This is a genomic window from Natronorubrum sediminis (assembly GCF_900108095.1).
GTDB classification, from domain to species: Archaea; Halobacteriota; Halobacteria; order Halobacteriales; family Natrialbaceae; genus Natronorubrum; species Natronorubrum sediminis.
The window spans coordinates 29,641-53,303 of record NZ_FNWL01000006.1; the positions used below are offsets into that span (position 1 = coordinate 29,641).

At 54.5% G+C, this 23,663-nt stretch carries 17 protein-coding genes and 3 pseudogenes; 9 read left to right on the forward strand and 11 right to left on the reverse strand.

Going from position 1 to position 23,663, the window contains the following annotated elements; all coding sequences use genetic code 11:
• Window positions 1-168: 168 nt before the first annotated feature.
• The 4 genes and pseudogenes from BLW62_RS17630 to BLW62_RS17640 form a co-directional block, all read right to left on the reverse strand.
• On the reverse strand, window positions 169-1,368 hold the full coding sequence (locus tag BLW62_RS17630) for a Cdc6/Cdc18 family protein (protein ID WP_090508354.1): 1,200 nt from the start codon (window positions 1,366-1,368) through the stop codon (window positions 169-171).
• Between the two features lie 692 nt (window positions 1,369-2,060).
• Window positions 2,061-2,243: pseudogene (locus tag BLW62_RS19255) on the reverse strand (hypothetical protein); the annotation flags it as partial.
• Window positions 2,244-2,366: 123 nt separating this feature from the next.
• On the reverse strand, window positions 2,367-2,612 hold the full coding sequence (locus BLW62_RS17635; protein WP_090508355.1) for a hypothetical protein: 246 nt from the start codon (window positions 2,610-2,612) through the stop codon (window positions 2,367-2,369).
• Window positions 2,613-2,650: 38 nt separating this feature from the next.
• On the reverse strand, window positions 2,651-3,061 hold the full coding sequence (locus BLW62_RS17640) for a hypothetical protein (protein ID WP_090508356.1): 411 nt from the start codon (window positions 3,059-3,061) through the stop codon (window positions 2,651-2,653).
• Between the two features lie 83 nt (window positions 3,062-3,144).
• Here BLW62_RS17640 and BLW62_RS17645 point away from each other — a divergent pair, with 83 nt between their 5' ends.
• Both BLW62_RS17645 and BLW62_RS17650 read left to right on the forward strand, forming a co-directional pair.
• Window positions 3,145-4,290, forward strand: coding sequence for an amidohydrolase family protein (locus tag BLW62_RS17645; protein ID WP_090508357.1), 1,146 nt, complete (start codon window positions 3,145-3,147; stop codon window positions 4,288-4,290).
• A 5-nt stretch (window positions 4,291-4,295) separates the two neighbouring features.
• Window positions 4,296-4,652 carry a Rieske (2Fe-2S) protein gene (locus BLW62_RS17650; RefSeq protein WP_090508358.1) on the forward strand — a complete coding sequence of 119 codons (357 nt, stop codon included), beginning with the start codon at window positions 4,296-4,298 and terminating at the stop codon, window positions 4,650-4,652.
• 242 nt (window positions 4,653-4,894) lie between these two features.
• Here BLW62_RS17650 and BLW62_RS19260 read toward each other — a convergent pair whose 3' ends face one another.
• On the reverse strand, window positions 4,895-5,143 hold the full coding sequence (locus BLW62_RS19260; RefSeq protein WP_090508359.1) for a DUF3185 family protein: 249 nt from the start codon (window positions 5,141-5,143) through the stop codon (window positions 4,895-4,897).
• Between the two features lie 610 nt (window positions 5,144-5,753).
• On the opposite strand from BLW62_RS19260, the gene BLW62_RS18865 reads away from it, so the two are divergent.
• Together BLW62_RS18865 and BLW62_RS17670 are read left to right on the forward strand one after the other, a co-directional pair.
• Entirely contained in the window at window positions 5,754-5,891 is a 138-nt protein-coding gene (locus BLW62_RS18865) for a hypothetical protein (protein ID WP_175459797.1), read from the forward strand.
• 1,381 nt (window positions 5,892-7,272) lie between these two features.
• Window positions 7,273-9,141 carry an ATP-binding protein gene (locus BLW62_RS17670; protein WP_175459798.1) on the forward strand — a complete coding sequence of 623 codons (1,869 nt, stop codon included), beginning with the start codon at window positions 7,273-7,275 and terminating at the stop codon, window positions 9,139-9,141.
• A 173-nt stretch (window positions 9,142-9,314) separates the two neighbouring features.
• Here the strand turns inward: BLW62_RS17670 and BLW62_RS17675 are convergent, their stop codons facing one another.
• The gene (locus BLW62_RS17675; protein WP_090508363.1) at window positions 9,315-10,730 is read right to left on the reverse strand and encodes an ATP-binding protein; all 1,416 of its coding nucleotides are present in this window, start codon (window positions 10,728-10,730) and stop codon (window positions 9,315-9,317) included.
• 222 nt (window positions 10,731-10,952) lie between these two features.
• Window positions 10,953-11,301 (reverse strand): annotated as a pseudogene (locus BLW62_RS19050) (DNA-binding protein); the annotation flags it as partial.
• A 1,078-nt stretch (window positions 11,302-12,379) separates the two neighbouring features.
• Between BLW62_RS19050 and BLW62_RS17690 the strand changes: the two are divergent.
• Window positions 12,380-12,616, forward strand: a pseudogene (locus BLW62_RS17690) (IS6 family transposase); the annotation flags it as partial.
• Window positions 12,617-12,754: 138 nt separating this feature from the next.
• Here BLW62_RS17690 and BLW62_RS17695 read toward each other — a convergent pair.
• A complete protein-coding gene (locus tag BLW62_RS17695) occupies window positions 12,755-13,753 on the reverse strand; it encodes a deoxyhypusine synthase (protein WP_090508364.1) in 999 nt (332 codons plus the stop codon).
• 264 nt (window positions 13,754-14,017) lie between these two features.
• A complete protein-coding gene (locus BLW62_RS19060) occupies window positions 14,018-14,197 on the reverse strand; it encodes a DUF5786 family protein (RefSeq protein WP_090508365.1) in 180 nt (59 codons plus the stop codon).
• A gap of 700 nt (window positions 14,198-14,897) precedes the next feature.
• Here BLW62_RS19060 and trkA point away from each other — a divergent pair.
• Together trkA and BLW62_RS17710 are read left to right on the forward strand one after the other, a co-directional pair.
• A complete protein-coding gene (gene trkA / locus BLW62_RS17705; protein ID WP_090508366.1) occupies window positions 14,898-16,232 on the forward strand; it encodes a Trk system potassium transporter TrkA in 1,335 nt (444 codons plus the stop codon).
• Window positions 16,233-16,278: 46 nt separating this feature from the next.
• Window positions 16,279-16,560 carry a DUF8072 family protein gene (locus BLW62_RS17710; protein ID WP_090508367.1) on the forward strand — a complete coding sequence of 94 codons (282 nt, stop codon included), beginning with the start codon at window positions 16,279-16,281 and terminating at the stop codon, window positions 16,558-16,560.
• 346 nt (window positions 16,561-16,906) lie between these two features.
• Here BLW62_RS17710 and BLW62_RS17715 read toward each other — a convergent pair whose 3' ends face one another.
• On the reverse strand, window positions 16,907-17,707 hold the full coding sequence (locus BLW62_RS17715) for an IclR family transcriptional regulator (RefSeq protein WP_090508368.1): 801 nt from the start codon (window positions 17,705-17,707) through the stop codon (window positions 16,907-16,909).
• Window positions 17,708-18,318: 611 nt separating this feature from the next.
• On the opposite strand from BLW62_RS17715, the gene BLW62_RS17725 reads away from it, so the two are divergent.
• Window positions 18,319-20,142 carry a multicopper oxidase family protein gene (locus tag BLW62_RS17725; RefSeq protein ID WP_090508370.1) on the forward strand — a complete coding sequence of 608 codons (1,824 nt, stop codon included), beginning with the start codon at window positions 18,319-18,321 and terminating at the stop codon, window positions 20,140-20,142.
• A 171-nt stretch (window positions 20,143-20,313) separates the two neighbouring features.
• On the opposite strand, the gene BLW62_RS17730 is transcribed toward BLW62_RS17725, so the two are convergent.
• Window positions 20,314-22,281 (reverse strand): acetate--CoA ligase, encoded by a 1,968-nt coding sequence (locus BLW62_RS17730; protein ID WP_090508371.1) that lies wholly within the window; start codon window positions 22,279-22,281, stop codon window positions 20,314-20,316.
• A gap of 388 nt (window positions 22,282-22,669) precedes the next feature.
• On the opposite strand from BLW62_RS17730, the gene BLW62_RS17735 reads away from it, so the two are divergent.
• Window positions 22,670-23,626, forward strand: coding sequence for a transcription initiation factor IIB (locus tag BLW62_RS17735; protein ID WP_090508372.1), 957 nt, complete (start codon window positions 22,670-22,672; stop codon window positions 23,624-23,626).
• The last annotated feature ends 37 nt before the right edge of the window (window positions 23,627-23,663 follow it).

Below are 23,663 nucleotides of genomic sequence, written 5' to 3' on the forward strand. Positions count from 1 at the left end.
GCAACCAACGCATTTGCGCTGGAGCCAACCGGAAATGTCCGCGCAACAACGACTCCAGTGTGGGTCCTGAAGAAGGACGACCACACAGACAGGGAGTAGGAGGTTCGCACGATTCAAGACGCGTAGAAAATTGTGATTCGGAACGCCCGATCAAAGAACAAATCTGGCTCACTCCGATTCGTTGCAGGCTGCAATTATGACCTCTGGGTCGTCGATCAATCGATTCTCCATATAGTTTCCTTTCCCCTTTCCAGCCCACTTACGCTCTTGATCGATGATCGAGAGAAATTCGAGTTCCGAGAGGATATCACGGACACGCCGCAGTTTCAGGTGATCAGAGCCATCTCGATCGCACAGTCGTTTGTAGAGATCGTAGACTTCGTTCGTCTTGATCGGAGCATCGTCATCACCTTCTTGCTGGGTCAAGAACGCCATTGCCTCGAGCACGAGTTTCGCATGGCTCGGGCTCTTTGAGATGAGTTCTGCAAGGCGACTCGTCTCTTCGCGTTCGTGGGCCTGTTCGACGCATTCCTCAGTGACAGTGTTGTCGCCGTTTTCTTCGGCAATCTCACCTGCAAAGCGGAGGATGTCGATTGCTTTCCGTGCGTCACCGTGTTCTCGAGCCGCAAGTGCAGCCACCTGTGGGATCACTGCATCGTCGAGGACGTCTTCGTGGAAGGCATCAGATCGAGAGTTGAGAATTTCGCGAATTTGAGTCGCATCATACGGTGAAAAGACGTACTCACGTTCGCACAGACTCGATTTGATCCGCTCGTCGAGTGATTCCTTGTATCGCACTTTGTTCGAAATGCCGATGACGCCGACAGTGCTCTCAGTAAGTTTTCCTGATTCCACCGCACGGGAAAGTTGCATCAGGATATCATCGTCTTCGATCTTGTCGACCTCGTCCAAAATGATTAGGGCGACATCGAATCGGTCATCGACGATTTCCCAGAGACGGCGGTAGTATTCAGATGTGCTCAATCCGGAGTGAGGGATTGAAACGTCCGTCACAGTTGGTTCGTTGAGTTGATGGCCGATCGATTGGACGGCCTGTGTTTCAGTCGATTCCTGTAGGCAGTCGACATAGGCGACACCGATCGAGTTGCCGTTCGCTGAGGCCTGATTGATTGCTTGATTGGTAATGAACTTCGAACACAGAGATTTTCCAGTTCCAGTCTTGCCGTACACGAGAACGTTGTTGGGTGTGTTCCCACGTGTTGCTGGCTTGATCGCATTCGCTAATTGCGTCAACTCGTCTTCACGGCCAATTATTCGATCACCATCGGGTAGGTGTGAGACCTGCAACAGCTCCTTGTTCCGGAAAATCTCGTTTTCGCTTCCAAAGTAGTTGACCGAATCCGACATTCCCTTGGTGGGATGTCACACTCATTCGGCTTAAACGTTCGGAACCGGAGTGCCGCTTTATAGGTGCCTATTCCCGGGTTTGAGTGTCTATACCCGGTATATGACACCCCGGAGTGCCGCTGTATTAGTGTACTTTCCACCCCACGGTTCCGCTGTATAGTGGGTAAGGACCCCCGAGTGCCGCTGTATAGGAGTGATAGAGCTATTCGATTACATCATAGTCACGATAGTTTATAACTTGAGGAGACACACCACGTTTCCGCTGTATAGCCAATAGAATTGCATAGAGACGGACTCACTATAGGAAACCAGACCCCGTGTTGCCGCTGTATTGGGAGACACACACCCCGTGTTGCCGCTGTAACGAGTCAAGGGTGTGTTCGACCAGAAGCAAACACTTGGTTCCAGATATCGGTAAGAGAACCGCGCAGAAAGTCATTACTGCGTTGGAACAGCAAGTGCCGTTCATCTCGAGAAGGTGTTTTTGTTCAATACCGATTGAACAAGTTTGCAATCAATACCCTTAATGGACTTTTCGCAGGCGAAGTATTTAAAGTTACTGGCCATTGATTGTCTATATTAGGGGCCTTATGTGAAATCCTTAACTCAATCACTTGAGTATTGGTTTCACAGCTTCACCTTTGGATCTATACAGCGGCACCGAGGGGTGTGTCCGCGTTTTCAATTCGCCGCTATTTTTTGACTATGCCTCCTGTGAGTCCGAGAACCGATGTCAGTCGCGCCGCCGGGCGAACGACCAGCGAACGTACCAGTGACCGACGTCGGGCACTTTCAACAACCCAATCAGCAATCGGCGGACTCATCGAGTAGTAGCAGTGAATCGCTAATTCACCGAGAGCGTTCCCCTTTAGCGTTGTATCTCGGAAGACGAGAACTCGGCCGGGAGAACTGAGTCTGAATCCTCAACGGTCTCACTTACAGTGATATCTGCATCAGGATCGAACTCCCCAGGTTCCTGGATCGTTGTTATGATTTCCTCATCTCTGTGCCTCGCTGAACGTGGCCAACGGATACTCTCCCTGAACGTGGCCAACGGATACTGGGTCTTCGGTGAGTTCCTCCTCGTCACTATCCCCGACACGAATCGCTAACTCACCATATTCATCTAGGTCTTCCTCACTAGAGACCGCTTCTAACTCAACAGAATCCTCCCCAGGAGTTGGGTCCTCGAAGAACGTAATGTGCGTTTCGTCATCGTTTACGGCGTGGATACGCGCTGTCACTGGATGACGCTAAAAACGATGATACGCTGCTATCTCCATCACTGGTCACCGACGCCCGACCGAATAATTGACTCGAATTCCGCGCTCGAGCGTTCGAAGACGGTATGTCCATCCCGCGATCGCCGACGGGGGATCGACGCAACCAGCTCGTCGTCGACGAAGACGGTCCAGTCATCGCCGTACCGTACGTCCACGCCGGCAATTCGAATGGTGACGTCGAAATCGCGCTCGAGTCGGTCGACAACCTCGTGTGTCAGCTCACCGTCGGCGAATCGAGAGGGACGGAACGGGCGCAGATTGTGGTTCTCGAACAATCGAACCGCCTGTGCCCACCAGTCGGGAAGCGTTTCGAGTGTAACGTCCTCGTATGGATCGTCGGAATCGTGGCCGGGTGGACGAGAACGCAGTCGTTCGATCTCGTCGTCGGTTGTAGCCCGGTCGTCGTCCATGGGACTAGATACAGCCGGAGTGTCAAAAAACCGCTTATCGGTCAACCGAACCATTATACGGCCATACAGAGACAATACCAAACATGGTAGAGTCACAGCGCGGTTCTACGTCGATACGATCGCTTACCGACATGACGATCGTCGATACGGATTCGCACGTCACCGAGACGCTCGAGGATCTCATTCCATACGTCGAACGGCAGAACCCGGGCGTCGTTCGGTTCTTGGAGAACGCGGCGGACGCGCGGCGCGATGTGTACTCCGCAACGCGTGCGACCGCAGCGTTCAGCCAGACGCCGGGGCCCCTCGATGGCCAGGAGACCGGTTCGTCAGACATCGTCAACTCGCCGGTTCGCGAACCGTCGGTGAAGATCGAACTAATGGAGCAGTTCGACATCGATTACTCGATTCTTTCGCCAGGGTTGAACCTGAACCTGGCGACAGTCAACCACGATTCGACGGCCGCCGCAATCGCGCAGGCGTACAACTCGTGGCTGACCGACACGTTCCTTGACGTACACGACGGGTTCCGAGCGACAGCGATAGTCGCCCACCAGAAACCGGCCAAAGCAGCTGAGGAAATCGATCGTATGGCGAGCGAAGACGATATCGTCGGTATCCAGTTACCTGGGTCCGGACTCGTCCCGCCCGCCGGACACACCTGGTACGACCCGATCTACGAAGCGGCCGAAGACCACGGACTCCCGGTCGTGATGCACAGTGGGAACAACGGTGCGTCCGCCGTCTTCCCAATCCAGCGTCAGTGGGCCGAAACCTTCCTCGAGGACCATGCGTTCACGTTCCCAGTCGAGTCGATGTGGCACCTCATCTCGTTGGTCTGTCAAGGCGTTCCCGAGCGGTTCCCAGACCTCGAGTTCGTTCTCCAGGAGTGTGGAATCGAGTGGTTGCCGTGGTTAATGTGGCGACTCGACGATCACTACCTCCAGAACTCGCAGGACGTCCCATTGCTGCGTCGGATGCCAAGTGAGTACATCAAAGAGCACTTCTACATCACGTCCCAGCCGCTCGGGCACACCGAACGCAATGACCACCTCGCCTCGATTGTCGAGATGGCCGGCGGCGAGGAGACACTGCTGTTCGCGATGGACCACCCACACCCCGACTTCGATACACCCGAAGAGCTGTACAATCCGCTGTGTGCAGGCCTCGACGGTGACAGTATCAGCCAGATCATGGGTGAAACGGCGCTCGAGCTTTTCGACATCTGATTCGTATGTGTGGGCGTCACAAAGTCACCGACGAATCTACGATCGCCGAACCGGGCGAGCGCGTCCTCACCGAGGTCAAAGGCGTCGAAATCGCCGTATTCAACGTTGACGGCGAGTACTACGCACTCGCGAACTTCTGTCCGCATCAGAGCGGTCCGCTCTGTGAGGGACCGACCCAGGGTCGGGTGACAGTCGACGATGACCTCGAGTGGGGGTACGATGACGAAGAGCGACACGTCGTCTGTCCGTGGCACGGCTGGATCTTCGACGTCACGACGGGAACGAATATCGACGCCGAGCAGTACGCCGTTCCGACGTACGACGTCGAGGTCGACGACGGGGTGGTGTTCATCGTGACCTGACTGGTCGGTGATCTCCTCGTAGGTCGGCCGACTCGAGAAGTCGAACCCGTGACTCGCAGCGATTTCTTTCGCCGTCACCCACGCTCGTGCTGATCGACCTGGTTGGCGATCGCGTTCGCGATGGCTAAACTCGACGAGTGCTTCGACGACAATCAGATCCTCCTGTGGCGTACAGTCGTACATCATCGATGTTGGTTCCGGCTTCGTAAGAAAAATATCAGTAATACTGATATATGGCCGGATTACTCTGAATCCTGAACGGTACTAAGGAGGTCAATACCACCAACAATAGCGATGATTACGCCAATAGTACGTGTCCACCAGTACCGCTCATACTGGTCTTGGTGGTCACCCGAAAATGTCCGAGCAAATTCACCAGACATCGACTCATATTCCACAATACCTTGGTGGCCATAAAACACCATAATAACTCCGAGGGCAAGCAATATCAGCCCAACAACACTGTACAACCGAAGCCGGTATTTCTTCATGGAATACTGTCAAAACTGTTCCTATATACATATGTTGATTACATTTTCACTCAAGTTTCAGGACTGCTGATATGGGCTACTATAACCTGAACCAAAAGGCCTGATCGAGTACAACTCAGTAGGATTGATTTTCGAGGCAAGGTACTAGCGGATCTACCTCCGGAATCATGGACTGCGTTCGTAATGGCCGTACTCGACGATTGCTTCAGGTAAATTGGAACTGCCTGTGGTTTCCAGTCAGGCACCGTCGACGTTGGCTGCAACTTTCGATAAGAACTCTCGTCTGAGAATACGTCGGTGGTGAGCCGACGCGAAATTTTCCCTGATTAAGGGTGGGTGTCAATTGGGACGGTTAAGTGGAACTTGAAGCCCCCTGAGCGGCCGATAATGATTTCTCAGGTGCGGTGTCAGTGTCACCGGCCGCTGAATGGCCCTTTTAGCCAGCCTAAATAAAACCTATCGGCCGTCATATAGGATATTGTCAGAAATAAAATCAGCGTACTGTTCGCACTGATCTCGAAAAATGAAGGCAATTCAATTGGCAGCCCAGTATCGGAAGTATTGGAATCGGCTCACCGACGGTTATCTACCTCACCTTGCGAGCAACGCGTTGCAATCGCCGTCTGACCAACCAATCCCCGAGTTGCCCGCACTCGAGGCCGGCGTTACGATCCTCGAGTCGACGAAATCAGGGCCGCTACAGACACTCGTTTTCGACCACGTGCTTCTCGAGCGAGAGAACGCCTAATGGATCGATACGTTCGGCTACGCGCAAACCGAGCCACTGTCCGATATCGCGCCCAGCCGTCGGGCACTAGACCGAATCAACGTTGCACGGGCGTTCACGGGCTATCAACACCATAAGCTCGACTCATAGGTGATGACAGTTACATTGGGAACGCCGTTGACGCAGACGATATCGGACTCATCGTCGTTTCGGATCAACTGCGAAATACGGCCTGTCGTCACATCGTGTTCAGCATCGATTCGGTCGCGTGGAAGCACATGATCTGGTTGTGCGGCAAGTTGGCGAAGAATCGCAACCTTTCGACCATTAACATCGAGCACGCGGCGAGCAGCGTTCGCAGTCTTGATGATTCGTTTGCTGCTTCGGTCTTGATTGCGGACTCGCTAATCCCATCGCGGTAAGATCGGTGCCGGTCAGCGACCTGTTGGAGTGTAGAGTGTAACCCGGTAATCTGAACATCCAGGCCTGCAGCAAGGATCTCGAACAGGTATGAATTCGCAATCACCGCTCACGTCACGTAACACCCCCATCGGACTCTGTTGCAACACTGACAGCGTGATCGGTTCAATTGGTATTGGATCTGGCAGAATACAGGAGTACAAGCCTGCCAAAAGTGATGACGGGATCGGTGTAGAGCCCCCATTCAATGGGTGGTGAGCCCATTGATGGGTGATTGAAATCGGCGTGTCAAGTGGGGTCGACGGTGGCTAATTTCAACCGATGGCAAGGGTGTCAGATGTCTCAAGTCGGACGAACTCTATCTACGACGATAGTCAATCCCCCCTGCCACCTGAGGAATGTCAGCCGATGTGATTAAAGCTACTGGCCGTGAAGAACGTCTTACGCAACCATCAGAGTGTTAGAGACGTCTTTTTGCCGGTCTCCTGCTCGGCCGGAATTCTTAGTTCTTGTACTCACTGTTGCGTTTCTTATTTCCCAAGATGCGAACAACCGTGGAAGTCGTCCACTCTCGCTTGGGGGTTCGGCTCATTTCTCGGTGGTCCTATAGTTTGGATTCTGTATTATTTTGTGCGTGATGAAGTCGATACAGACAATTCGAAGTGGGAGCTAAAGTCAGTACTTCTATTTTCAAATCCCTATGGGACTCTACTCGGGTCACGTTCAGTTTACGATCCCATAGGATAAATTCGCTAATTACAGCTGATACCGAGCGCGAATTGGTTGAAGACGGGATACTCTGGAAAGTGCAATGAGTTGTAAGTGCTCGTATGAAGATAACATAGAGTGAGTACCGAGGAGGTGCTCACCTAGTTTGCGTCAATTTAGCTACAGGCTCGGGAGAGGACGCTGGCCACCGTAAACGAGAATCTCTGTTGTGGGGCCAGAACGACTATCCACTGATAGATGTATGCACCTAGCTATGAAATCCCCGATCCGCGTGCTCTACATCGATGGCGATCCCCAGTTCGCGGATCTCACCGCCACCCGTCTCGAACGTGCAGACGAGCGCATCGAGGTCATCACCGAATCCAACACAGCTGACGCCATTGAGTTACTCGCCGCGGAGGGCCCCAAGATCGACTGCCTCATCACCGAGTACGAGCTGCCGGGGATGGACAGCTCGGCCCTCCTAAAACTGGTCCGCCGAGAGCGGGACGAACTGCCAATTATTCTATTCACTGATCTGGACGACGAGGAACTCACCATCGATGCTGTCACTACCGGCATCACCGAGTACTTGTCAAAGACAGGTTCCGACCACCACGATGTGTTGGCCGACCGGATCATTGATGCAGTCGAATGGTACCGAAAGACCCCCGTGGGCGACCGGAGCGATCCACAGGTGCAGGAGTTAGCCGACAGATCAAACGATGTACTCTGGATGTATTCCGCCGACTGGAACGACCTGCTGTTCGTCAACGCCGCCGTCGAACCGATCTTCGGCACGACGCCTGAGCAGCTCCATACGGCTCCCACGCGATTCCTCGACGCCGTCCATCCAGAGGATCGAAAGCGAGTCAAAACCGTCATGGATACCCTTTCGGCAGGCGAGCCGGCGGAGTTCGAGTACAGGATCAACGAAGCCGAAGATTATCCACGCTGGGTCTGGGTGCAAGCTGAGCCGATCTTCGACCAGAACGGGGCTGTCGATCGAATCGTCGGCATCACGCGCAACATCACCGCTCACAAAGAGCGAGAACGGACCCTCCATGCCCTCAACGAGGTGGCCGTCGATCTCAACGGGTGCGACTCGGCCGAAGCCATCTACGATCGCACTATCGCCGCCAGCGAAAGCCTCCTGCAGTTCGATCTGAGCGTAATCGATATCGAGGAGGACGGCTACTTGACCAAGGCGGCGATCTCCGAGGACATTGTTCCGATGAACACGACGACGATGTCCATCGAGGAAGGGATCGCGGGCAAAACCTACCGGACAGGGACATCGCTACTGATCGATGACATCGACGTGTATCCCGACGCGAACCCCCAGGGACCGTTTCGGTCGGCGATCAGCATCCCAATCGGAAACCACGGTGTCTTCCAAGCGGTCGCCGAGGAGCCGGCCGCCTTTGACGCGGTCGATCTCGAACTCGCGGAGTTGTTGACCAGCCACGCAGCCAGCGCACTCGAACGGCTCGAGCGAGAACGCCGGCTACGCCACCAGAACGAACGCCTAGAGGAGTTCACCCGTATCGTGTCGCACGATTTGCGCAATCCGATGAACGTGCTCGGCGGTTCGCTCGCCTACGCCCGTGAGAACTGTGAGTGCGAGTGCGAATCGACCCACTTGGCGACGGCTGCAGAGGAACTGGCGCGGATGGAGACGATCGTCGAGGACACGCTCGTGCTCGCTCGAGAAGGGCAGCTTGTCGACGAGATGAAAGCGGTGCACCTGCAACTGATTGCTAGAACCTGCTGGGGAAATTTGGAGACTGCCTCCGCCACGCTCGTCGTCGCCGATGATGCGACGATCCGGGCCGATCGAGATCGGTTACACCATGTCTTCGAGAATCTGTATCGAAACGCCGTCGAATACGGGGGGCCCGAGGTGACGGTTCGCGTGGGCGGACTCGACGGCGGTTTCTACGTCGCAGACGACGGGCCCGGCATTCCCGCCAACGACCGCGAGCGGGTGTTCGATCCGGAGTACACGGAGACCAACAGCTCTGGCTTCGGACTAGCGATCGTTCACCAGGTGGCCGACGCCCACGGGTGGACAGTTGAGGCAACCGAGAGCACGGCAGGCGGCGCGCGGTTCGAGTTTTCCGGCGTTGAGACTATTGACTGACCGGGACTCGAACGGCGCCCTAATTTGAACATGACTCAGTGCCAAATCCACGCGTTATTCGACACGTATCATCTCGTTGGTGTCTTTCATTTGGTTCACCCCTGGGAGACGTTTGATTTCCCCGCACTCTTTCTGAGGGTCGAACAACCCACTAAGCTGTTAGCTCTCTGGCGTTAATAGGCGGTTCCATTCTCGAGAACGGCAACGATATCGGAGAGATCAAAAAGGCGGAGGTTTTCGCGCTCGTCTGCAGCTTCCTCGACGGAGCGTTTGAACCCAGAACGACTGAATAAGGCAAATTCATACGTCGGCTTACCACCTGTGGTGGGCGTCCAGTCGATGTGCTCCACGTCGTCTTCGAGATCCGCGAGCACGTCATAGCCGAGGGGGGTGTTGGTAAATTTCGCTTCACCAGCAATCAGCGTTGACTCGTCAGTTGGTGCGACGACATCTATCTCCCGGCCCTTGTACCACCACTGGCTCGGCACCTGCGTGAGTTGGTAGTCTGCATAGAGTTCCGTCATCGCCTGGTGACAGAGCGATTCGAACGTTTCGCTAACGAAGTTGGGCAGTTCCGGTTCGATCAGGTCCTCGTAGGCGTTCTCGCCGTAGAGTTCGTACTGCCCCCCGCGGCCGTAGAGATACCGGAAGTAAAACCGGAATACGGGGTCCCGAATTTGGTACCGAGTCCGCTTGCTGCGTGCCGGATCGGCGAGCGCCGGATGGTGTTTCTCGATGATTTGGAGTGTTTCCAACCGGTCGAAGTAGTACGACGTGTTGGTGCTCTCGATGCCGGCTCCCTGGGCAATCTCGTTACGACTTCGGTTCCCGCTGGCCATCGATTCTAGCACGGAGAAGTACGTGTTCACCTCGTTGAGCTCCATCTGGAGGACGGTTTCGGGCTCGTCGTGGAGTGGGCCATCCGGGTCGCACAGCAGCCGCGTGATGTTCTCTCCGAGGCTCTGAGATGGATCGAGTGGGCTGAGATATCGGGGTGTGCCGCCGAAGACGCCATAGACGAACACCCGTTCTTCGGGGTCGTACGTCGGCACGAACTCTTGGATGGAGCGAAACGGCAGCTGAGTGAGTTCGAGGCGGCCATTCGGTGTCTGGGACACCCGGCCGTAGAGTGGTGCACCACCATCGAGGACGTGGGTGTGAATCATGCCGATTGCAGAGCCTGTGAGTACGAGCGTTGCCTGGCTCTCGTCGACGGCCGTATCCCACAGGTGTTGAATGACTGAGGGAAGCCCCTCGTTCGATTCGATGAGGTACGGGAATTCGTCGATGACGACGATGGCGTCTCTGTCGGTGAGGTACGTCAAAAGTGGTTCCCATTCCTCTTTGACGGCCGTGATGTCTGGATAGCTCGTCGCTGCTGCCTCGACGAATCGCCTGAGCTGTGTCGTCGCTGTTCCTTGGACTGCCTGATAGTACACGGCATCGTCGCGGTCGGCAATCGATTGGCGGACGAGTTCGCTTTTGCCGATCTGCCGGCGCCCATAGACGATTGCAAGTTCTGCAGCGTCACTCTCATAGAGGGTTTGCAACCGATCGAGTTCATCGATACGATTGACGAACTGGTCCATACTCCCAGTCGTCGTGGGAGATACATATGTGCTCCGAAGTTAGGAACCAGACTATTATAGCTCAAACTATAATATCTCAGGTCCTAAAAAGTGACCTATCACCGTCATCACGAAGGGGCCTCACTCTTTCAAACGAACCCGGCCAATAACCTGAGAAGCCCGGAACGTGGTGTTGGACAGTGGCCGGTGATCGTACCCACCAACAAAAAGGTCTGCGACTGGCTAGTCCCACCACGTATCCCGTTCCGGGAAGACGACCTCCGACCACCGAGTGAGCACGATCGAACATCGTCCGTTGTACTCATTTTCGCTACGGCCCTGAACCGCACCCGTTCACCCTCGTCGACCAGTGGCTGCTTGCTCTTCTTCCAGACAGTGAACTTCGTTCGTCCCGTCTCACCCTCGAGCAGCCCAACCTGTTGTTGACTCGAGCAGGCGAGTTCCCACAGCTCGAGCACACGCCCTTCGACACTGACCTCGCTACGATTGGTCTCCTTGAGTCGGTCAATCGGAACGATGTCCCTGCCTCGTGGAGCATCTCTTCTTTCGTATCCATCACGGCTTCGAGCAGGTCCGCATCCTCGAGCGTACCCGACTGATTGTGTTTCGTCTCAGTAGTGGAATCGGGACCAATCACCGTCTTGTTCTCCTCTTGAGCCACCGATCCAGCGATGTACTCGTTATCCACGGTCTCGAGTGCACCAACCCGTTCACCGACTCGAGACGGTGTCGACTCAACGTGCTCGCCAGTCACGGTGAAAAACCGTGCCCTCTTGTACATCTCGACCGACCCACGCCGACTTCGATCACCAGGAATCGACCCACGAACGATGACGTGATAGCCAGTCCCCGATGGCGACACCTCAGTAAACGAATCCAATTGTTCGATAATCTCCCGGCCCTCCTCGCTCGGTGATCCCGTTTCCGGATCGCGACAGTCATCGAAGTCATCGTCATCTCTGGATCACGCCGTACTGTGAGTGGCACGTCGACGAAATTACTCCTCGGGCCGCCTGTACAGACGCGGCAGTCGTCGGTTCCGAGTGCACTCGGATGCAGACACGTCTTTCCCATTGTCATCCAGACCACGCAACTCGGGAGATCAACGTATCGATCTATGTGAGATGCGATAGTAGTCTGCTATGTCTATTTATAAACGAACTGTAGTCGACTATGGGAATAACACACCACAGGCCTCCTAAACCCACTGTAGTCTCATCTTCTGGCAACTAGAATTGGTATCGCATTATGCGGTTTATTCTTGTCGTGTATTCTGGCGCTTGCTATAGCGTGGGTTCAGCAGACTCTACCAGTCAGCCAAGCCCACAAACTAATAAGGAAGTCAACTAAAACGTTGAGCAACCCGAATATGATCTTCTTAGAATTACCAACCGGCGGCGCGAGTGGGCTTCTAACAGGAATCCGTGACACTCGAGATCCGAATAGACAACACTCTGAGAAACAATCCGATGAGTCAGTCAGAACCTGATCAGGATACCGAAACCGAAGCAAAGCGGACACCATCATTCGACAGTATCAGATGGACATCGTGCTCACTCAAGGACATCCGCTCATTGGCGGATGAACCGTGGAGATCATTGGTCTTTAGCTAAGCCTCAGCATTCGGTTGGACATTGGTAGCGAGTTACGACGTCAATGACGCCGTGTTTCTCATTGATGGCGATAAGTCGCTGAACTACGCCTGTCAATGACATGGCCTCGATCTCAGATACGAACGACATGGAAATCGGAACAGTGTCGAACGTGTTTTTCGTGAGATAAAACACCGAATCTCATCCTTCTCAAACTGCTTTAACAACGCTTATGCAGAAACTGCTGATCAGTGGCTCAGATCGTTCGCCTTCGCATGGAATCAGCTTATCTGAACACGATAGCTGAGGTGGACGAAAACGTTTTACAGTAACCCTCATATCGAGAGTTGAAGCTACACTAAGTGCATCCTCACGGTGATTTTGTGTCGAATTACGGATCCACGAGGGGGGATGCGGGCTTGAGCCATTCGTTCAGGGGTCGACGTTCCGCTGAATGTCACCATTGAATGCTGTCGCCACAAGCAGCGGGAAGACGAGCGTTGCTTCGGCTTCGACTTGCGTATAGTTCGTCCGTTCCTCCTTGATTTTTCCCCAGGAGACCGCTTCGTTCGGCGGCGCTCCCGATAGCGATCCGTCACCCTCCATCCCCGTCGAGATGTAGACGACGTAGTCCGCACCGCCGCGGAACAGATTCGTCATGATTGCGTGATGTTTTGGCACGCCGCCACCGACGGCGATCAACCCCGTCGTATCCGCGAGCAACCCGTCTTCGATGAGCGAGTCGTAGTCGTCCAGGATCTCGATTCCGACCTCCGAGTCGTATCCTTGCCGGTAATAATAGAGGAAGTTACCGACTTCAGAGTCCGTCAGCGCCGGGCAGTAAACGGAGACATCGTTGTCTGCGGCCTGTTTCAAGACGGAATCCTCGTCGTCGAGTGTCCCCCCTAGTTCTCGTGCGAATGCTGTCGGCGTACGTACTTTTTCGTCCGCAAAAAAGTCATCGAAGAAGTCGTAGAGGTACTCCTCGAGCCACACGTACCGATCGGACGGAACGAAAATATTCCCGAGACGGTTAACCCCTCGATCGCGGAGTGTTGCCTCGTCAGCGTCCCACTCGCCCATCTTGAACGGCTTTGCCGTCTTGATGACGTCCTCCGTCAACGACCCAGACGTAGTGATGAGCACATCGACGTACCCCTCGCGAACCAGATGCGCGACTACTTCACGCAATCCCGAGGAGATGATGTTCGAAGTGAACGTGAGGTAGATCGTTGCCTCCTCTTCTTGCATTTGCTCGGCAATATCGACGGCCTCGGCGAGTTGCGTCGCCTGAAATCCCGTCGTCTCGTAGGACGCGATGAGATCGTGAAAGTCGAACTCCCCACGAAAATCGTATCCACGGACGTCCGCCGTGGTTAGTTCGTCGTCACTACTTGGAACAACATGGTCGCGAGAGTCGTCTTCCTCCATACGCTTCCGTAGCGCGACGACTGATTTGAATGTCTCGAGACAGATCGCTCGCCCCCGAGACGACTCCGTCTATCCAATGGTTGCTCTCGTGAACAATAGGAGAATAATTCCAGCTGCTACCACCAGTGTTAGCTATGCAAAGAAGGTTGTCGCGGCTTGTCGGCCTGTAAGCTGGTCACCGCTAAGGACTTCGTCAAGCGCCATGTATAGTAGTACCCAACAGATTGAGATAAATCGTTTGGTCTGGTTTGTTCTCCACCGGAGTCACGATTCGTTCGACTTAATTTTCTGAAATTTCTCGAGGAGTTCGCCGGTCGAACTGCCCCCATCGAACGTTATTTTCCCCCGATATTCGTTCGGCTGATCGTCCGAGTCCGACTCAATCTCGGAGATCGTTCGTTCGCGACGCTCGTACTCACGCTGGTCATAGTCACCTATTCCCATATGAACTCAAATATTCGCGAGGAGTCGCAATCAAGGTATCGGTCACCGACAGAATAGCGATATAGACATCGTAGGGAGATCTACTAGCACCGTGATTATAGTACAGTATGATAGTATCTTGGTCAATCTGAGGTCGATTCCATCTCTGAATTTCATTACAAAAGCGCGGCCGTAATATACGTGCCCGCATAGTTTGTTTCAGGCCGTTCATCGTAGTTCTATATAGATAGTGGACCCAGCCGTCATTTGGGAGGGGACTCGAGAATTTTCCCAGTATATAATAGTCAATATTTCTCGGGCAGTTCTGTCGTACTCTCGAGTAAAGACCGACACTCAATTGAGGGAATTGACCTACTCAAGCCACACGGCTGACTGGTAAGTAAACCGTCGGATGGTATCACACTTCGGATGAGGACCCGTCTCTATTCTTGACCTCATCTTTCACCAGTGATCGCAGAAACGATGGTGGACTGATAGTGATCGATTCAGTCGCTGTTGCTCTGTGATTTGGGACTGGCCGAGGACTGAATCGTTCATGAACGAAACTCATAATGGTCGACGGATCCTATCTGTGAACACATCCGGAACAAGGCGACTACAGCACCGGTCGATTGGTCTATCGGATGGTCCACAGAAATCAATGACGGTTACTGATGACACTTTCAGGCAAACCCTCGATTATCCGTTGAGTGAGAGTTCGATGCGTATAACGGTCATCGGAGCTGGTGAGGTCGGACGAACGATCGCTGCAACGCTCGCAGACCTTCACGAGGTAGTTGTTGTTGATTGTGATGAGCAGATCGTCGAGGAACTCACGTACGCGTACGATGTACTCGCCGTCCACGGAGACGGCCGAGATATTGAAACACTACGAAAGGCCGAAATCGATCGAGCAAATCTCGTGATCGCGTGTACCGACAATGATGACGTCAATACCGTTATCTGTGCGACCGTAACGATGATCTCTGATGCGTTCACGGTTGCCCGAGTGAGGCACCGAACGCTCTTCGAAACGTGGAACGACCGTCCGGATGCGTTCGGTGTCGATTTCATGATCTGCACGGACTCGTTGACGTCCGAAGCAGTGTTTCGGATTTCTGGACTCCCTGCTGCACAGGAGGTTGATACGTTCGCGAACGGTCTCGTCCGAATGGCTGCGTTCGAAATCGACCCGGAGAGTCCGTTCGTCGATCAAACCGTGCGCGAGATCGGTCTGGATGAATCGGTAACGGTCGCGGCGATCTTCCGCGACGACGAGTTGGTACTTCCAGCCGGAGAAACTGTGATACAGTCCACCGATCGGATCGTAGTCATCGGAAGCGCTAGCGGCGTTACGAACGTCGCGAATCGTATTTCGCTATCGTCGCGAAGTCCGACCGACGAGGTCGTTATCGCCGGAGCGAGCGAGATTGGTCTTCGAATAGCCCGGCTGTTTGAAGAACACGGCTATCATCCTCGGGTAGTCGAACAGGATCCCGATCGCGCCCGAAACGCGGCCGAAGCACTTCCCGACACGACAGTACTCAAGGGAGATCCCACAGACGCCGGATTTCTGGAGCGCGAACACACCGGAGACGCCGATATCGTCATCGCTACATTGCCGAACGACGAACGGAACTTACTCGTATCGTTAGTAGCCCGCCAGTTTGGCGTCGGTGAAACCGTCGCTATCGTCGAGAACATCGAGTATACCGAATTATTCGAAACCGCTGGCGTCAATGTGACCGTCAATCCGCGCGAAGAAACCGCCGAAGAAATCATTCGGTTCACCCGATTGATTCCGACTGAAAAGATCGTACTGCTCGACCACGATCGCGCGGAAGTGATCGAGATCGTCGTTACCGAGGAGAGTATTCTCGCAGATCGTGAAATCAGGGATTCTACGGCGAGCCTTCCGGATGGAGTCATCATCGGAGCGATTGCTCGAACTGGTGAACTCGTAACGCCTCGAGGGACGACCGTAATCAGACCGGGGGATCACGTCATTCTGTTCGTGGATACGGACGCACTCGACGAAGTCACCGAAGTGATCTAATGCGAGATCAGCACGACTTATAGGCTGCAACCGCCAGTACGTAGGTATGGCAGACCTCAACCCGATCGCGAAGCGAATACACCAGATCAGTCCCGAACCCGTCGAGCTTACGCTCAACGACGGAACGACGGCCGTATTTCGTATTACCGGGGCCGAGTTCTTCCAGCAGGAATTTCAGGCAGAGGGTGTTCGCGAGGACGACGATGCGGACTATCGATTCGTCTCGAGCGCGGATAACGAATCGATTCTGGTCGGACGAAAGGGCGTAGACGAATCGGAGTGGACGATGGTCGGAACGGTAGCTAAAGTCAACAGGCGCGGATCGTAAACACCTGTTCGCTGGGTATCCCACTGCACCCGTTCGCTACGTATCGCTTATCCAGTGTGAGGGAAACTTCCCATTCTAGTCGGTCCCTCCCTGACCTAGTTGCCGTCAGCACGGTTGACGACGGTCGGCGGTTCTCCTAGAACGCAGCGCCCATGCGGAAATATATAATAGTCCAGATTCTCCGAACTATATTGACGACACGTCGTGTGGTTCTACAATTGCACACATTGTGTTACAACCATACGAGTGTAATTTGTTGTGGTGATTTCGTTCCGGATACAGGAGGCACATATAATGATACGGTATATTCGGACCGTTTGTCGAAACTCGTGAGCGATCCGATCACTTAGCGATAATCGTCCAAGTACGAATCTCTGATTTCGGTCTCGAGGTCGTTAACGTATTCCGTTAGTATCTCCGGCAACTCGGTAGTGTACCGTTCGTCCGTGAATCGATACTTTGGGCCGATAATGGCGATTGCACCGAGAATGCTCCCATCGGGACCCGTCACGTGCCGCCCGACTTCTCTGAGACCGTCGACGTACTCTTCATCGGTAAACGCAACGCCTCGCTCGCGAACCTCCTCGAGTTCCTGTAAGAGGTCGTCTCGGTCTGTGATTGTGTGTGCCGTTTGTCTGGGGAGTCCCCAGTCGTCCAATACCGCTTCGACGCGCTCGTCGGATAATTCGGCGAGAATTGCTTTCCCGGTTGCAACGCTGTGGAGATAATAGTAGATCCCGGCGGAGCTATGTGCAGTAGAGATATGTCGTTTCTTGGACGGAAAGTGGCTATCCGGATGGAAGGATTCGTGGACGAGAATGCCGCGATTATCGTTCTCGACGACGAATTCGACCTCTTCGTCGATTCGGTCGGAAAGTTCTGTTACAGTCTGCTTTGCCAGCGTGTACGCCTTCTTGCGTGAGCGTGCATACTCGCCGTGGTTGAGGAATCGCAACCCGATGTGGTATACCGCACCCTCCTTCGTGAGATATCCTTCTTTGAGAAGGGTCTGGAGGTGGAGGTGGATCGTACTTCTCGAAATCTCCAATTCACCGGTCAATTCATCTAGTGTTGCGCCGTCCAATTTCTGAATCGTGTCGATTACGTCCAGCGACCGTTCCGTGGTTTTCGCCGTCTGCTTGGTCATAGCTGTCTGTACTGATTGAAACTATATAATGGTTTTTCTGGATAGGACTATTAAGTCTTCTAAGTACTATCCTTCTTGGTAGTCCTATGCAGAGAACGTTAGCGGAGATGCTCTTGCAAGATCCGATACCGATACGATCCGTTGTATCCTCTCGACCACTTCTCCAAGTACGATCGGCTTTCACAAAATAATCCGAACAGTTCCAGGGAAAACCGGTCGTCGATCTCGTCTTCGATTCCCTCATACAGTGCTCGTGATTTTATGTACGGTCCTCTCGTCGGATGACCCAGGCATTCCGTTTGTAGATATTCTTGCACTACGGTGTCGGTTTCCGCGATATCGAACGTCTGTAACTGGGAAGGGACTTCATTCATGGTAATTGAGGGATCTCTAGCGGCTATTGGGATGTGTCTAGATAGTTTATTTCGGATGAACCATAATGATGGTGATGTGGGAATATCGACTTTGGATCGATATATATCCTGTTCCACGTTTCGGAAACGAGGATGGCTGCAATAGGCCACTTCAGGTGATGTACCCTCTTCAGATTCTGACTCAGTAGGAATCGGCCGACCCCGCATATGCTGGGGCATCATATGCTTACGTGTACTATGAGTGATCGCACTGGAGGACCTCAACCAGTGATATCGCGTCGTGAACTGCTCGTAACTACTGGTGGTGCGAGCATCTCGGCACTTGCGGGCTGTTCATCGGGAGAAACGAATCCACCGCCGGCTGAAAGTGCGGGGACGATAACGGATCACTCGTCGCCCGACCTCGAGAAGTGGGTTGACGAGGTCCCTCGGCCAGACGTCGCAGAACCGTCCGGGACGAAGGACGGACAGCCCTACTACGAGGTGACAATGCGCGAGGTCGAGCAAGAGCTACACCGCGACCTCCCACTGACGACCGTTTGGGGGTATGACGGGCAGTTTCCGGGACCAACAATCGAAGCCGAGCAGGGCGAACCGACCTATGTCCAGTGGACGAACGACCTCCCGGACGAACACCTCTTGCCCGTCGACACCACGATTCACGATGACATCATTCCGTACGATATGCCGGGCGTCCGGACAGTGACACACCTTCACGGCGGAAACATCGAATCAGAGAGCGACGGACAGGCGCAGGCATGGTTCACGCGTGACTTCCAGGAAACGGGCCCCAAGTTCGAGAAGAAAGACTACTACTACGTGAACGACCAACCGCCGGCGACGCTGTGGTATCACGACCACGCGCTCGGTATCACGCGGCTCAACGTGTACGCCGGGCTCGCAGGATTCTATCTCCTGCGGAACGATCACGAACGAAACCTCGACCTTCCCGACGGCGAGTACGAGATTCCGCTTGTACTCCAGGATCGGAGTTTCAACGAGGACGGGTCGTTATTCTATCCGACGGTCGTCTCGGACGAGCAAGGCGGCAGCGACGATTCACATCCGGACCCAAGTATCGTGCCGCAGTTCTACGGCGACACATCGGTTGTCAACGGGAAGGCCTGGCCTCGGCTCTCCGTCGAACCCAGATCGTATCGCTTTCGGCTCCTCAACGGCTCAAACAGCCGCTTTTATACCCTCAAACTCCTCCAGTACGATGAATCGTCAGGCGATATCGGCGGCGACGGACCACCGTTCGTCCAGATCGGGAACGACGGGGGCCTCCTCTCGAGTCCGACCAAGATCGACGACCGTCTCGAGATCGGTTCGAGTCAGCGTGCCGATGTCGTCGTCGACTTCACCAAATATGCTGGAGAGACACTGGTGCTCCACAACAACGCGCCCGCTCAGTACCGCGGTGAGGTAGGTTCGACCGATGATGACATCGTCTCGCTTCCCGAGATAATGCTTGTAGACGTGGGCGACACGGGAAACACACGAGACGACGATCAACTCCCCGACAAGCTGACACAGGTCCCGGAAATTCCCGTGGAGTCGGTCGACAATAACCGGTATCTCACACTCAACAGCGGAGCAACCGATGACTACGGTCGACAGCTACACTTGCTCGGAACAGCCCAAGACCAGGACGGCCTTGAGATGGGTGCACCCGTTACCGAGGACCCCTCGCTCGGTGATACCGAGATCTGGAGTTTCGCTAACCGAAGTGCGATGTCTCATCCGATACATCTCCATCTCGTGCACTTCCAAATGCTGGGGCGACAGTCGAACGGGGACTACGATCCGGAAGACAAAATCGATCTGGACGCGCTTGAGACACCCGAACCGTACGAACGAGGATGGAACGACGTTATCACCGTCGATCCCGGCGAAGTCGTCCACGTGATCGTCCACTTCGGAGAGCACGACGGACTGTTCAACGATCAGACGGGCACGTATATGTGGCACTGCCACATGGTTGAGCATGAAGACCACGATATGATGCGCCCATTTGAGGTTCGTCCCCGTTCAGACGATGGTGACACTCGTATTGAATAGAACACAAGACAGCAACCGCAGTCAGCCGCCAATGAGAAATGGGGCGAGCGACTGCATTGGTATCGACGGGACCAAAGCCATTCGGCAGGGACTCGAGAACGTGAAAATGTCCCGCCAGTCAGCGGACGAGGCATTCGTAGTCAGAAAGACCCTTACGCGACCCTCGACTGCTCACTTCTGATTCAAAATTGTTGCAATTTCACCGAGAATTTCCGGGTTTCGAAGGGTGTCGCTGTCCGTAAGCGGCTGTTCATTGACGACGCCCTCGAGAAGTCGGTACATTGTCTTTCCAGCGTAGGTTTCAGGTAGTTCAGGCGTGAATACGACGCTCGCTGGCCGTGCGAACTCGCCGACATTCTCAGCGATTGCATCCGCGATGGCGTCTCGGACGGCGTCCCGGTCTCGCTGTTCTTGTTCGAGGGTTGCAAACACACAGAGCGTAGTCTCGCTGGCAGTACTCTCAGCAACGGCAGCGGCTTCAGTAATGCCATCAACAGTCGTGATTGCAGCCTCGAGTTCGGCCGTTCCGAGGCGACGGTTGCCGATCGTAATAACGTCGTCGTCGCGGCCGATGATCGTCACGTACCCATCGTCGTCGACGACGGCACGGTCACCGGTGAAGTACCGCCAGGAATCCGCCCGGGGGTCTGAAAACGCTTGCCAGTACTCCGCGAGAACCCAGTATTGGTCACTCTCGAGCGGAGCGAACATCGATGGCCAGGGGCGCTCGATCGTCAGATAGCCGGGTTCGCCCGGAGGGAGTTCACGGCCGTCTTCGTCGACGATCTGGATTTCGATTCCGGGTAACGGTGGGCCGACCGAACCAGGCTTTAACTCGTCGATCCCAGGACGGACCGAGATGAGGACGCATCCAGTTTCGGTTTGCCACCACGTGTTGACGATCGGGCACCGTCCCTCGCCGACGTGAGTGTAGTACCACTCCCAGGTGTCCGGACCAATCGGTTCGCCGACGGTGCCGAGCAGTCGCAGTGACGAAAGGTCGTGAGACGAGGGAAACGACTCGCCCCACTTCATGAACGTTCGGATTACTCCCGGCGTCGTATAGAAGACTTCCACGCCGTTCCGTTCGATCACCTCCCACGGGCGGTGGCGGTCCGGATAACGGAGACTTCCCTCCGCGAGGACGACCGTCGCACCCGAGAGCAGTGGCCCGTAGACGACGTAGGAGTGACCGGTAATCCACCCAGCATCGGCCGTACACCAGATCGTGGTCCCCGGCGTGAGGTCGAATACGGTCTGGGCCGTCCACGCGACACCTGTGAGGTAGCCCCCGGTTGCGTGAGTCATCCGTTGCGGTTCGCCGGTCGTTCCTGACGTGTGGATGTGAAAGAGGGGGTCGGTCGCCTCCCGTGGCACTGGGGGCACGTTCGCACCGGCAAACGCCTCGACGAGATCGTCATAGTCGTATTGGTTCCTACCGAGATGCATATCGTGACTCGAACCGAGTCGATCGACGACGATTGTCGGAAGTGATTCCCCGATCGATGCCAGTGCCGTATCGGCTTTCCGTTTCTGATTGATCACGGTCTCCTCACGGAAGCTACCGTCGCATGTGACGAGCGCGCGTGAGTCGACACGTTGCATCCGTTCAGCGAGTGCGGTGGGGGCGAACCCCGCAAAAACGACGTTATGGAGCGCGCCGATACGAGCACAGGCGAGCATCGTGATCGGTAACTCGGGGAGTTTCGGCAGGTAGATCGTGACGACATCGTCTTCTTCGACGCCGATCTCGCGGAGCGCGGCTGCGACAGCTGACACCTCGCGATAGAGGTCGTAGTACGTATAGGTTCGACGCTCGCCACGTTTCCCTTCCCACCGCAATGCGACCTGATTCTTCCGCTCCTCGAGATGGCGATCGATGCAGTTTTCCGCGGCGTTCAAGTGTCCACCAACGAACCATCGGTAGAACGGCGCATTTTCCTCGTCGACGATGCGCTCGTAGGGCTCGCTCCACTCGAGCAACGATGCGGCGGCGTCCCAGCACGCCGGCCACTCGTGATCGGAGCAGTCGCCATCGGCTGGCTCCGTCGAAGTTTCGTCGCGACTGAACGCTTGCGGAGTCCGGTGACGAACCGTTCGATTCTCGAGGGATGGATACGCCGGTCTCTCTTCGATCATAGATTCGTCCCTTCGACGCCCATCCTCCTGTAGATTCTGTTTATTACCATTGAAGGTATTATGGTTTAAAGACAAGACAGGAAGATATTAGCATAGTGGGTCCGAATTGATCTACGAGAAGCAGTTACGGACAGCGACTAAAAGTTGCCAGCACATGTTTGCCTCGAAGGCTCAACTTCGACACAGTATGGTGCGTAGAATCATTTCGTGATCTCAGACTACCCGCTAGAGTTCTTCGTTAGGACTCACTGATGATGCCATTGATATGCTTGAGCATGCTACCAAAGATAACCTCAATCTAGTTCTAGGCTACGAATTATTGGGATGAATGGTATACCTATCTCGAGATTCAAACTTTATAGTCCTGTATCTCTATTATTAAATAACAATGGTCTGGTCTGTTCGGCTCAGGGACGACGAATATGAAACGGGACAAACCGAGTCCGATGCAACTATCTCCACATGTTCAGAGTGTGGATCGAGTAACGTAGTCCGACACTCTGCTCAAGGTGAGCGAATTTGTGAGGAGTGCGGTCTAGTGATTGAGGAAGCAATGGTTGATTCGGGACCAGAGTGGCGCGCGTTTAATCACAAAGAACGACAGGAGAAGTCGCGTGTCGGTGCCCCAACTACTCAGACAATGCACGACAAGGGGCTCACCACCCAAATCGACTGGAAGGATAAGGATGCATACGGCCGCTCGATTTCCTCGAAGAAGCGTTCGCAGATGAACCGGTTACGGAAATGGCAGAGCCGTATCCGGACGAAAGACGCCGGTGAGCGGAATCTTCAGTTCGCGCTCAGCGAGATCGACCGGATGGCCTCGGCACTGGGCGTCCCACGATCGGTTCGTGAGGTAACAAGTGTGATTTACCGGCGAGCGCTTCAAGACGATCTCATTCGTGGACGATCAATTGAGGGCGTTGCCACAGCTGCACTGTATGCTGGCTGTCGGCAAGAAGGTATTCCGCGCTCATTGGAAGAGATCACAGAGGTTTCGCGTATCGAACGAATAGAGGTAAGCCGTACCTACCGATACATCTCGAACGAGCTCGGTCTTGAACTGCTCCCTATCGATCCGAAGCAGTACGTACCTCGCTTTAGCTCAAAACTGGATCTCCCACAGGAAGTCGAAGCTAAGGCAAATGAAATTATTGAAGAGACCGCTGATCCATTACTCTCTGGGAGAGGTCCATCAGGATTTGCTGCCGCCGCTATTTACGCTGCCGCCTTGCTTTGCAACGAGAAACGGACCCAGAAAGAAGTAGCAGATGTCGCTCAAGTTACTGAAGTTACAATTCGTAACCGGTATCAGGAGCAAATCGAGATGCTTGGCATACATTAATTGAACTTCCGAAGGTACTCACCCGCCGAGCTCAAGG